The sequence below is a fragment of the Mycobacterium sp. genome, from assembly GCF_035314665.1.
In the GTDB taxonomy this organism is placed as follows: domain Bacteria; phylum Actinomycetota; class Actinomycetes; order Mycobacteriales; family Mycobacteriaceae; genus Mycobacterium.
In genome coordinates, this window is sequence record NZ_DATFZD010000309.1 from 1 (window position 1) to 11,165 (window position 11,165).

The window sequence follows — 11,165 nt, forward strand, 5'->3', positions numbered from 1 at the left end:
GCCGGCACGTTCTCGCTCCCCCACCGCAGCAGGCCGCACAGATCGGACCAGTAGGGCTCGTCCTCGATGCGGGACTCGATAGGGTTGCAGCCCGTCACCACCAGCAGGTCGGGGGGGTCCGAGGTGATGTCCTCGAGGGGACGGTACTCGGCGGCGATACGGGCCCGGATCCGCTCGCCCCGGGGCACCCCGGCCATGGTGTGGCGGGTCAGGACGACCGTCTTACACCCGGACCCGGCGTCCAGCAGGCCCACGAACTGTCGCTCGGTGGCGCCGAAGGCGGCATCGGGCATGTTGTTGACCAGGGCGCACGTCCACGGCACCGGTCCGTCGGTCCCTTCCGGCGCCGCCCCCGGGTCGAGGGCCCCGGCCAGTCCCACGCTCACTGCTCAATACCTCACGTCGGTGTAGGTGACCGCTGACCGCAGGCGTTGTTGAGGACCAGGAAGTCGGGCTGCTCGGCGGCGTAAACCCCGCCTCCGAGCTGAGAGGGCTCGACCACGTGCAGCCGCATCGGCGTCCCTGCTCGCCGGGCCCGGCTCACCGTCCGCTCCATGACGCACAGACCCCACGAGCCAAGCCCCACGATGGCCATCTCGATCATCGGACGCGTACCATTACGCCACCTCAGATCGGCGGCCGCTGGCTGATCTCTGCGTTCGAGCCAGCTCAGACCCGCTTTCGTCGATCGCGGCCGCGGTTAGTCGGCGGACCGCGTGTACCAGCTCGTCGACATCGTGGGTCGTGGTGGCAAAGGAGGTGACGAAACGGACGACACCTGGCTCCCAACGGCCGTGGTAAAAGCCGTAACCCTGGTCAAGAAGTCCGTCGATGACCTGCTGGGGCAGGCGGCAGAAGATGATGTTCGCCTCTGGCGTGCCCACAAGGCGAGTGCCGGGAATGGACTTCAGCCCTTCTTCGAGCCGCGCGGTCATGGCATTGGCGTGCCAGGCACTGCGCAGCCACAGATCGTCGGCGAGGTAGGCGTCGAGTTGGGCAGCGGCGAAACGCATCTTGGCGGCGAGTTGTCCGGCTCGCTTAGCCCGGAAGCTGAGCTCGGTGGTCAGGGAGCGCTCGAAGACGACGATCGCATCGGCGGTTATGCTCCCGTTCTTGATGGCGCCAAAGGACAGCATGTCCACGCCAGCGCGCCAGGTTAGCTCGGCGGGGTTGCAGCCCAATGCGGCGACGGCGTTGGCGAAGCGGGCGCCATCCATGTGAACGCGCAGGCCCGCGTGCTTCGCAATGCAGGCCAGGTGTCCGATCTCGGCGGGGGTGTATACCGCGCCGGTCTCGGTTGCCTGGGTGAGGCTCAACACGGAGGGTTGCACGCTGTGCACGTCTCCGACCTTGCGGTGCACCGCGGCCTGCAGCTCGTCGGCATCGATCTTGGCGTTTTCCCCACCCAGGGCAATGAGTTTGGCACCCCCTGTGAAGAACTCCGGTGCGCCGCACTCGTCGTTGTTGATATGGCTGTCGCGGTGGCATAACACGCTGCCCCACGGTGGGGTCAGCGCGGCCAAGCTCAATGCGTTCGCCGCTGAGCCGGTGGAAACGGGGAGCACATCGACGTGGCAATCAAAGATCTCGCTGAAGCGGCGTCGTGCGCTCAAAGTCCAACTGTCGGTGCCATAGGGCGGTGCATCCCCGGAGGCTGCCGCCGCAACAGCTGCGATGATCTCGGGTGCACCACCGGCGGTGTTGTCGCTGGTGAAGGAGCGACATGGCGCCATGGCGATCACAGCCCCGGCCTGCTTCTTTCGGACGATAACGAGCGAATGACGACAGTGACGTGCGCGGGCGGCCCGGGGTCTCCAGCCGTCAACGTCAGCATTTCTGCCGGTGTGGTCACCAACGACATGTGCTCCTCCCGACGGAAACAGCCCAACCCGGCGTTGTTACGCCGACGCTTGAGTGCGGGGGTATGTGTATACCGATGATGCACTTGAGGCCTAGCTTACATACTATTATACTGTAATAGAAGCAGATAGCTTACATTTAGTCATCTGCTTTAGCGCAGAAAGCTCCGACTCCCGGAAGACTGGGTAGTAAGCAGACCGCGCGGTTTTGTCAGGCAGTTCCTCCCGACGAACCTGGTCGAACGCCGATTCGACACTGGGGTCCTGGATCGAGTGTGGACGTCTGATATCACCAATCAGCGCACCGGGAAGTGCTGGCTGTATTTATGAGCGGTCCGGGATGGCTGCTCGCGGCGGGTAATCGGCTGGACCATCGATGAGCACATCCGCGCCGATCTAGTCGAGTCCGCGCTGGCCATGGCGGTCGCCATGTGCGGCGAGCTGGAGCTGGGGCGGTTCGCCCGCAGGCACAATCTGACCCGTTCAGTCAGGCGCGTTGGCGTGTTGAGAAAACGCTGGCGCCGAATCATTCTGGGCAACAGTAAAAGTCGAGTTCTACGACCGATACCTTGGGCCCACCCGCACCGGCCCTAAGCTTGCCGTCGGCGACTGGGTGGAGCGAATCTACAACCGACGCGGGCGTTCGGCCCTCGGCATGCTCAGGCCAGCCGAATACAAGAATCGAACCACTCAGAAGAGAACCGCCTAACCCTGTGTCCGCCAAGCAGGGTCAGCGCGGACGACACTAGCGCTCGCCCGTCCACAGCCGCTCGGTCAGATTCTCAAATGTCACCAACATAACGGGATCATCGCGGCGCATGAGCGCCGACTTGCTCATCTTGGCCCGCACCGTCCAACCCTCACAATGCCGCAGCTCCACCACCAGATTCGCCAATGCATGAACGCCAGAGAGCGCGCCCACCCCGGCCGGCACGGTATGGAAGAAGATCTCAGGGAACGCCAACCCCGCTAACCTGTCCTGCCGGTAACCCACCATCTCCGCGAACGCCGTATTCGCGAACAAAATGATGCCGTCCCGCGTAACAGCGAGTGTAGGAACCGGGATCCGCTCCAACACCACCACAGCAGGCAACGGTGTCAGGACGTCCATCGGTGAATCGCCGGATCTCCCATTACGCCGCCGCTCCACCCGCCGATCGCCGCCTATGCCAGCGCCGTCGCGGGGGTAGCCGTGTGAGCCCCCAGCGAGTAACCGCGCGTTTGACGTGGATGGCTCAAACGTCAGCATCTCCGGCTGTGTGGTCACGACCGACATGTGCTCCTCCTAACGGAAGCAGGCCGACCCGGAGGCGGACGGGCCGGGTTACCGCGGCGCCTTGGTGCGACCGCACGCATATACTGGCGATACACCTGACTGAGCAGCATACATACTAATAGTCAGAATGCAATGATTTTATCAAACTCACAGTCTACTAGTAACATACAAACCATGAGTAAACGCGGGATGCTAGGTGAAGAGCGGACCGCGGACCAACGGAAGACGTCGACTGACACAGCGCCGCCCCCAGGCGGGTCAGCACTGGGTACACGTCACCGTCCCCTATCATCGAGGGGACCGACTCAGCGGCGGAATTGGCGTGGCGCGAAGCGATCCTGCCGCTGCGCGGCGGCCGCGACGAGACAGGCGGGGCGATGACCGAGGCCAGCGAACGGCGAGCCGACACCACGCGCCAACGACTCATCGCCGCCGCATCACGCCAGTTCGCCCGCCGCTCGTACAGCATGGTCAGCCTCGATGACATCCTGGCAGAGGCTGAACTCACCAAAGGGGCAATGTATTTTCACTTCCCGTCTAAGCAAGCACTGGCCTTGGCGATCGTCGACGACCTCGCCGAGATGAGCCGTGCAGCGGTCACCGAGTTGCTTGCCCGCAAGATGTCGGGACTCGAAACACTAATCGATCTGTTCTATTTCCGTGCCGTGCAAGACACCCAAAACGAGGTGGCCCGAGCTGGCGTCCGACTGCTCGATACCCTGGACAACACGACCCTCCTGCCCTCCGCACTGTGGCAATCATGGATCGAGTTCGTCGCCACGCTCATCCAAAAAGCAGCCACCGAGGGCGACGTCGTCGACCACCACGATCCTGAAGACATCGCCAAAATGTTGGTGGCGCTGTGGGTGGGTATCCGCCGAGTCAGCGATCTCGACCAACCCGAGCTCTATCTCGATAACCTCCAGAAAGCATGGGAGCTGGCACTACCCGGCTTCGCCAATCCCGACCGAATCGACTACTTCACCCAATTCATCAAACGACGTCACGCATTCGCGTGAAACAGTTTTTCGCTACAGTCGCTCTGACAATGCCCTCACACCACCGCTGCCGCCACGGCGTACACCGATCCTTAGCCCAATGTTGGCTTGCGGCCACGGACAGCGACATAAATAGTGCCGATCGGCCGCGGCGGCAGGACACGTCTCCCGCACTGCGGAGGTCTAGGGACGATGGTGCCCCAAGCCCGGTCTGAAACCACCCGCCAAAAGCTCCTTGATGCGGCGATAGATCTGTTCAGTGAGGTCGGCTACGCGGCCGCAGGACTAGGTGAGATCATCGAGCGTGCGGGCATGACCAAAGGCGCCCTCTACCACCACTTCGACTCCAAAGAAGCGCTGGCAACCGCCATCATCGAACAAGGCACCAACCTCACCCGCGACGCATTCCGCCACGTGTGCGAATCATCCTCGCCCGCACTCGAAAACCTGATCCACGGCGTCTTCATCGTCGCAGACCTCCTTGTCTCCGACAAAACGGCCCGCACAGCTGAACAACTCACCCGCGGACTGGCCGAATTCAACAGCGCAGCCTCCCGTGCCTGGAGCAGCCTGTTGGACTTGATGACAACCCAGGCCAGACGCGCAAGCGCCGAAGACGACCTCTGGGAAGGCGTCGATCCCGACGTGGTCACCGAAGCAATCCTCAACACCATGCTGGGCGCGCAACTCCTCTCTAAGACAGCAGACGGCATCGATCACATCGAGCGACTAACCCGATCCCTGGAACTTTTCCTGCCGGCCATCGTGACCGACACATCGCTGCCCTACTTCCGGGAGTTTCTCGCCCGCGAGTCCCTGCGCCACGCACCAGACCACCGGCTCACCTGACTGAGCACACCACCTGCACTATTGCTTGTCCATCCACAGTCGCTCGGTCAAATTCTCAAACGTCACCAATACAACCGGATCATCGCTACGCTTCAGCGCCGACTTGCTCATCTTGGCTCGCACCGTCCAACCCTCACAATGCTGCAGCTGCACCACCAGATTCGCGACTGCATCGCCGCCAGAAAGCGCGGCTAGCTCGGGCGGCACGGTATGGAAGATCTCAGGGAACGCCAACCCCGCTAACCCGTCCTGCTTGTACCCCACCATCTCGGCAAACGCCGTATTCGCGAACAAGATGATGCCATCCCGCGTTATAGCGAGCGTAGGAACCGGGATCCGCTCCAACATCACTACAGCAGGCAACCGCCTCAGGATGTTCGTCGGTGAATCGCCGGAACTCCCATTGCGCCGCCGCTCCACCCGCCGATGGCCGTCCATGCCAGCGGCGTCGCCGGATGAGCCCCCACCAAGTAACCGCGCATTCGTCATGGATGGCACAGTAGCAACGCGGCGAGATCAAAACAATGAAAATCCTCAGACTTCACTAAGGTAAATTTCAGCTTGTCATAAGGCCGACTTGAGCTGTCCACATTGTTGTGCCTGAGCTTGTCTTGATCCCGATGTGCCCGTGGCTGACCGGCTATTGGCCGCTACTGATCCTCCAGGTCGGCTGGCTGCTTGGTTACACCGGTCGTACGGTTACCTGCCTGCTTTCGCGACTTCGACCAGCGCCCCGAGGACGCGCGATGGCTGGCCGACGCATTTGACCCTCTCAGACCTAGACGAGTGCAGCCGGCTGGGGATCGAGGATGCCGCGCAGCCAGTCGACGGTGCGCTTGATGCCTTCGGTGAGGTCGGTGTCGGGTTTCCAGCCCAGCACCCGGCCCGCCCGGGTCGGGTCCAGTGCGCTTGAATGAACCTCGCCGGTGCGGGCCTCGGCGTGATCGGGCGGGCGCGAAACGTCGACTGTCTCCGCGATCAGCTGGTGCAGCTCGGTGACCGACGTCTGTACGCCAGTGCCGATGTTGAAGGTGCCGGTCGTGACCGGCGCATCCGCGGCGCACAGGAAGGCAGTCACGACGTCGTCGACGTAAACGTAGTCGCGGGTGGCGCTGCCGTCGCCGTAGATGGTCGTGGGGCGGCCGGAGATCATCGCACTGCCGAAGAGCGCGACCACGCCGGCTTCCCCGTGTGGGTCTTGCCGTGGCCCATAGACGTTGGCCAGTGCGAGGCAGATTGGTGTTAGCCCGTACATGCCGGCGTAGGCGCGCATGTACAACTCTCCGGCGATCTTGGCCGCCGCGTACGGGGAAAGCGGGTCCACGGGAGTGTCCTCGGTGGCAGGCAAGGTGGCCGGCGCACCGTAGCGGGCGCCACCCGAGGTGGCGTAGATGATCCGCGGAACTCGGGCCTGCCGGCTCGCCTCCAGCAGGTTGATGGTGCCCAGCACGTTGTTGCGGGCGTCAAATAGCGGATCCTCAACCGACCTGCGCACATCGACCTGGGCGGCCAAATGGAACACCACGTCGGGGCTGGAGCCCGCCACGATGCCGGACAGCTCGGGGTGCCGGATGTCAACCGCGGCGAAGGTGAAGCGACCGGGGTCGTTGTGCCGGTGGGCCGACTCGAGGTTGGCAACGCGGGGGCTGGCGCTGAGATTGTCGACTCCTGTCACCTGGTGTCCTTCCTCCAGCAGGCGGTCGACAAGGGTGGAACCGATGAATCCGGCAGCGCCGGTGACGAGGGTACGCATTATCAGCTATCTCCAGTTCGACGGTGAATTACGGACGGCGGCAACCGGTTTGAGGCGGAATCGGCGATGACGCCGCCGCGGCGAGATCCCGGTGCGCGGGCGCGGGCGGTACAAACCGCCATGCCAGGCGATCAGGCCGACCATGTTCTGTGAGCATTCGTTGTTCGTTTTGCATGGTCAGCCAGTGGCCTGATTTCCCGGGGCCTGTGCGGCATCCTCGACGGGCTGCGACCTGATCATCGGTGCACCGCTTGCGGCGCCGCGGCCCGCGCGGGTCCGCGAGCTTGAAACATCGAATCCGTGGCACGCGGCGACGGCGTCAAGCACCGGAGCCACGTTGGTTGCCCACCAGATGTGGTGGTTTGGATGGGTGGCCCACTTGCGCCACAAGTCGGCAGTATGGTGCAGCCAGGTAAGCAGAATGGCAACACGCTCGTCGACGCGTCTATCGATGCGCCCACGGTCGCCAATGTCCGCGTCCCGCCGGTCGCGTGCGCCACGCAGCGCATGACGCTCGCGGTCTGAGAGGCCGCCCGCCCGTAGCCGCTCAGTGACGACTGTGCCCAGATCAGCTCGCTCCACCTGGCAGCTCGCCGTCAGGATCATCAAGTACTCGTCGATCAGCGCCGGCTGGCCCGGCCGCGCCCCACCCCAGTCCACGATGCCGGTGACCGGGCCCTGCACGCCGGCCACCCGAACGTTGCCGGGGGTGTAGCCGCCGTGCGTCCAGCTCACCGCCATACGCAGGCCAACGAGGGCCTGCCGCAGTATCGTTCCAAGCCGGTCGACCTCGGGAACCAGGCCGGGATCTAGCCGCCGGCACATGTCTGTCAGCTCGGCCAGTGGTTCGATGACCCATCGTCGCAACAGGCAGACGTCGTCGACGACGATGAGCGTGGCAGTCCGCTCGTGCAGCGGTGCGATGGCGCTCAGGGCCGCAGCGGTCAGCTCCTCGACACGGTTCGGGTGGCGCGCCAGCATCTCCGCCAGGTCGATTCCCGGCCGATAGGACTCCAGGGACGCGGTTGCATCGGGGCGCTCGTCGAAGGCTAGGATCCGCGGCAGCAGTTCGCGCCATTGTTCGTCGAGTCGCGGGTGGATGGCGAGTTCGGCGAGCACGCGCCGCTGCGTGCGCAGTTCAGCGGCTCCCAGCACGCCGCGGGCTTCCTTCAAAACCGCCGCGGGCGGTCCCTGCTCGGGACGCAGCAGGACCACGGCCGTGTCGCCGACAAGTTCGGTCGGCGGCATGCTGAGTTCGATGTCGATAAGACCGATCGGCAGATCATCGGCATCGATCAGCCGGGCCGGCGCCGTCGACCTGATCCGCCTTGTGCTCATTGGCCGACCACCGCCGACGCGGTACGGAGGGGCCGCGCAGTATGACGGAGTTGTCGCGCTGCCCGCACGAGATAGAGCAGGACGAGCGGATGTTCGGTTTGCCTAAGGTCCATGTTGCTCCTATCAGACCGGCGCGGAGGCGGGCCGCGGCTACGGCGGCAGCGCCCGAGTGCGACCATACCGATGATGCAACTACAGCAGATATTACATACTGATTGCATAATAGAAGTTATCTGCCAAGACTTCTAGTCTTTGACTGCGCCACAGCCCATCCATATACTCGAGATGTCACTCGAAGGACAGACCGCGGACCGACAGAAGACGTCGACGGAAAGAGCGCCACCCCAGCGAGGCAGCATGTGGTCGACGTCGAAACGTCAGGGGTGCGGGTACGACCGCCACGAGTCCTTCAATTCGCCTGGACCGGACAAATAGTTTGGGCGGTGTAGTGGTGAAAGAGATCGCTCGCGGCGCCCGCTCCGCTAACCCGGCCACGGGAGCAGTGGTTCGTCGGTAAGGATCAACCACCGCCAATCGGCTGCCGTACTACTATGCCTGCCTCCGGTGTATCCAGGCCAATGTCGGCCAGGTGACGGGGCCGACCGCTATGCTGGTCACAGGTAAGCGACAGCGGTCACGATCACCACCACGTGGTGGCCAGACACCAGCCGTGCCACCGCGAAATTTGTCGCCGTCGCCAGCATCGCCCGCAGCAGGAGCATCACCGGCGTGCGGTAGCGGGAGCGTCGGCGCAGCCACCAGGTCTCGATCACCATGCCGAACAGCTCGGTGCACAACAGAGCGACGCCAGCTCCGGTAGCTCCGAATCGCCCGGCCAAAGCGAGATTTAGCACGATGTTTAGCGTGCTGATGCAAAACTGGAACAGGAATCGCTGCTGGTCCCGGTTTGTTTGGCCCGCCCGCTCCGCCAGCAGTTCGTCGACGACACCCATGATGCCGCGCTCCCGACCGGTTCTAAGAGCGGGCAGTTGGCGTCCTGTTCGGAGATGACCGTGACCGGCAGCGGCCACGCGATGCCGAATTCCGGGTCTTGCCAGCGGAATCCTTGCTCGCCGACCGGCGCGTAGACGCCGCTGACCTGACATAGGACTTCGGTGTTGTCAGTCAGGGTCTGGAAGCCGTGTGCGACGTACGGGTGCAAGAACAGCGCCCGGTGGTTGTCGGCGCTTAGCTCTACCATGACGTGCTTGCCGTAGGTGTGCGACTCGGGGCGGACGTCAACGGCAACGTCGACAATTGCGCCGCGGGTGCAGCGCACCAGCTTGGCTTGGGGGTATGGCGGCATCTGACGGTGCAGACCCCGCAAAGTGCCTCGGGCGTATTTGTAGGAGATATTCGTCTGCGCGACATTGGAAATCAGTCCGTAGGCGGCGAATTCGTTGGTGCAGAGTGCAAGGGTGAAGAAGCCGCCACCATCGCGGTGCGGTTCGATGTCGATGATCGTCACCCCTGCTACGTCAGCGGGTGTGTATTTCATCTACCTCTCCTTCCAGAACAGGCGCTCGTCGACATGCCCGGTCTTGAGTCGATCGTTGGTGCAATGTTCGGAGCGCAGTTGCTATCTAAGGCCATGCCCGGCGGAGACCACATCGAGCGACTGCGTCGGATGTGGGAACTGCTGCTGCCGGCCATCGTGCCGGACGCGTCGTTGCCTTATTTTCGCGAGTTCCCTTGCCCGCGAGGCGTTGCGGCACATCCAGCCGGCTCTGTGTCTGGAGTGACGTGGCGGACCGAGGCTACGGTGCGCGGGTCCGGGTCAATCAGGAAGGAGCTTCTGCAGTTTTGATCGACATGGTCGGGTCCGGAACGATGACGAACTCGTCCCCTCCGATCCGGGCAGTCATGCTCTTTCCCGCGCTCATCCGCAGGCGTTCGGCGAATACCTGGATGAACCAATCGCCGGCGCTATGACCAAAGCAATCGTTGATTGACTTCAGCCGGTCGAGGTCGAGATACAAGACCGAGACGGGTCCGGGCCGTCCCGCTTCCAGTCTCTCGGAGAGGTACGCAATAAGAGCCCGGCGATTATGCAGAGCGGTCAAATCGTCATGCTCGACGAGGTATTGAAGCCGCTCTTCGGCGGCAATGCGAGCCTGGAGCTGCGCAAAAAGCTGGGTCCATCGACAACCTAGTTAGCCGTCGGTCGCAGTCGAAGCGCTCGGTCGCCGGTCGAGACGTCTGGCGCACGACTCGAATCACCGCTGCTGCCGAGACTCCTACGCGCCGGCGTGGCGTTAGATCGCCGCCTCGGTCAGGGCCCTGCTGTCGCCGCGAAAAGGCATCGAAATCCAGCGGGAGGCCAGTAACGACTCCATGGCGTCGCCCGGGATCGGTCGCGAAAACAAGTATCCCTGGGCTCGTTGGCAGCCATGCTGCATCAGAGTCGTTGCGGCAGAGGGTGTTTCGACGCCCTCGGCCACCAGTTGGAGACTGAATGCCTCGGCCAGGCCGATGATCGCGCGGATAATCGCGAGGTCGTTGGCGTTGGACCCGAGGTCACGCACAAATCCCGCGTCGATTTTGAGCGTATCGACTGGAAGTGACTTCAGGTGTGACAGGACAGCGTAACCGGTGCCGAAGTCGTCGATCGCGATCTGGACGCCGACCTCCTTCAACTCCGCGAGGGTTCGCTGTGTGCTTTCAATGTCGTGAACTACTGCGCGCTCGGTGATCTCGAGGCACAGCGATCCGGCATCGATGCCGAACTCCCCGATGGTCGCGGCGACAGTCTGGACGAAACCTCGGCCTGCCAGCTGAAGAGGCGACACATTGACACGCAATGCCGCATTTTGCCCTACCCCGCGCGATCGCCACCCGCTGAAATCGGCGCAGGCGTTTCGTAGCACCCATCGGCCAAGTTCATCGGCGAGGTTAATCGATTCGGCTACGCCGATAAAAGAATCCGGTAGCAGCAGCCCTCGCGTCGGGTGCCGCCAGCGGACGAGCGCCTCAGCGGCCACGATAGCGCCGGTCCGCAGGTCAACCTCGGGAAGGTAGTGCAGCAACAGCGCTTCACGGTCGATCTGGCCCTGAAGATGGAGTTCGATCTCGTTTCGGAACAGTCTTTTCAG

General features: G+C 63.3%; 12 protein-coding genes and 1 pseudogene. 2 read left to right on the forward strand and 11 right to left on the reverse strand.

The window, feature by feature from the left end:
* The 4 genes from VKI00_RS21580 to VKI00_RS21595 all read right to left on the reverse strand — a co-directional run.
* The coding region (locus VKI00_RS21580; protein ID WP_324441042.1) for a homoserine O-acetyltransferase/O-succinyltransferase family protein at positions 1 to 323 on the reverse strand (323 nt) is incomplete at its 3' end.
* 74 nt (positions 324 to 397) lie between these two features.
* On the reverse strand, positions 398 to 604 hold the full coding sequence (locus VKI00_RS21585; RefSeq protein ID WP_324441044.1) for an FAD/NAD(P)-binding protein: 207 nt from the start codon (positions 602 to 604) through the stop codon (positions 398 to 400).
* Positions 605 to 617: 13 nt separating this feature from the next.
* On the reverse strand, positions 618 to 1,733 hold the full coding sequence (locus VKI00_RS21590) for a low specificity L-threonine aldolase (RefSeq protein WP_324441060.1): 1,116 nt from the start codon (positions 1,731 to 1,733) through the stop codon (positions 618 to 620).
* An 871-nt stretch (positions 1,734 to 2,604) separates the two neighbouring features.
* The gene (locus VKI00_RS21595; protein WP_324441062.1) at positions 2,605 to 2,970 is read right to left on the reverse strand and encodes a PAS domain-containing protein; all 366 of its coding nucleotides are present in this window, start codon (positions 2,968 to 2,970) and stop codon (positions 2,605 to 2,607) included.
* A gap of 482 nt (positions 2,971 to 3,452) precedes the next feature.
* On the opposite strand from VKI00_RS21595, the gene VKI00_RS21600 reads away from it, so the two are divergent.
* Together VKI00_RS21600 and VKI00_RS21605 are read left to right on the forward strand one after the other, a co-directional pair.
* Positions 3,453 to 4,154, forward strand: a complete 702-nt coding sequence (locus VKI00_RS21600; protein WP_324441046.1) for a ScbR family autoregulator-binding transcription factor — start codon at positions 3,453 to 3,455, stop codon at positions 4,152 to 4,154.
* 171 nt (positions 4,155 to 4,325) lie between these two features.
* Positions 4,326 to 4,982 carry a helix-turn-helix domain-containing protein gene (locus VKI00_RS21605; RefSeq protein WP_324441048.1) on the forward strand — a complete coding sequence of 219 codons (657 nt, stop codon included), beginning with the start codon at positions 4,326 to 4,328 and terminating at the stop codon, positions 4,980 to 4,982.
* Between the two features lie 18 nt (positions 4,983 to 5,000).
* Here VKI00_RS21605 and VKI00_RS21610 read toward each other — a convergent pair whose 3' ends face one another.
* From VKI00_RS21610 to VKI00_RS21640, 7 genes and pseudogenes are all read right to left on the reverse strand, one after another.
* Complete coding sequence (locus tag VKI00_RS21610; protein ID WP_324441064.1) at positions 5,001 to 5,330, reverse strand: PAS domain-containing protein; 330 nt, start codon at positions 5,328 to 5,330, stop codon at positions 5,001 to 5,003.
* 430 nt (positions 5,331 to 5,760) lie between these two features.
* The gene (locus VKI00_RS21615; protein ID WP_324441050.1) at positions 5,761 to 6,735 is read right to left on the reverse strand and encodes a GDP-mannose 4,6-dehydratase; all 975 of its coding nucleotides are present in this window, start codon (positions 6,733 to 6,735) and stop codon (positions 5,761 to 5,763) included.
* 177 nt (positions 6,736 to 6,912) lie between these two features.
* Positions 6,913 to 8,073 (reverse strand): phosphotransferase, encoded by a 1,161-nt coding sequence (locus VKI00_RS21620; RefSeq protein ID WP_324441052.1) that lies wholly within the window; start codon positions 8,071 to 8,073, stop codon positions 6,913 to 6,915.
* Between the two features lie 614 nt (positions 8,074 to 8,687).
* Entirely contained in the window at positions 8,688 to 8,927 is a 240-nt protein-coding gene (locus VKI00_RS21625; protein ID WP_324441054.1) for a polysaccharide biosynthesis C-terminal domain-containing protein, read from the reverse strand.
* Between the two features lie 5 nt (positions 8,928 to 8,932).
* Entirely contained in the window at positions 8,933 to 9,571 is a 639-nt protein-coding gene (locus tag VKI00_RS21630; protein WP_324441056.1) for a dTDP-4-dehydrorhamnose 3,5-epimerase family protein, read from the reverse strand.
* Positions 9,572 to 9,863: 292 nt separating this feature from the next.
* Positions 9,864 to 10,205: pseudogene (locus tag VKI00_RS21635) on the reverse strand (GGDEF domain-containing protein); the annotation flags it as partial.
* A 123-nt stretch (positions 10,206 to 10,328) separates the two neighbouring features.
* Positions 10,329 to 11,165 (reverse strand): EAL domain-containing protein (locus tag VKI00_RS21640; RefSeq protein ID WP_324441058.1); only part of this gene is annotated, 837 nt, incomplete at its 5' end.

Excerpts from the sequence above, each read along its gene's own strand:
- VKI00_RS21585 (WP_324441044.1), bottom strand. The coding sequence starts at position 604 with ATGATCGAGATGGCCATCGTGGGGCTTGGCTCGTGGGGTCTGTGCGTC.
- VKI00_RS21590 (WP_324441060.1), bottom strand. The coding sequence starts at position 1,733 with ATGGCGCCATGTCGCTCCTTCACCAGCGACAACACCGCCGGTGGTGCA.
- VKI00_RS21595 (WP_324441062.1), bottom strand. The coding sequence starts at position 2,970 with ATGGACGTCCTGACACCGTTGCCTGCTGTGGTGGTGTTGGAGCGGATC.
- VKI00_RS21605 (WP_324441048.1), top strand. The coding sequence starts at position 4,326 with ATGGTGCCCCAAGCCCGGTCTGAAACCACCCGCCAAAAGCTCCTTGAT.
- VKI00_RS21610 (WP_324441064.1), bottom strand. The coding sequence starts at position 5,330 with ATGTTGGAGCGGATCCCGGTTCCTACGCTCGCTATAACGCGGGATGGC.
- VKI00_RS21615 (WP_324441050.1), bottom strand. The coding sequence starts at position 6,735 with ATGCGTACCCTCGTCACCGGCGCTGCCGGATTCATCGGTTCCACCCTT.
- VKI00_RS21620 (WP_324441052.1), bottom strand. The coding sequence starts at position 8,073 with ATGAGCACAAGGCGGATCAGGTCGACGGCGCCGGCCCGGCTGATCGAT.
- VKI00_RS21630 (WP_324441056.1), bottom strand. The coding sequence starts at position 9,571 with ATGAAATACACACCCGCTGACGTAGCAGGGGTGACGATCATCGACATC.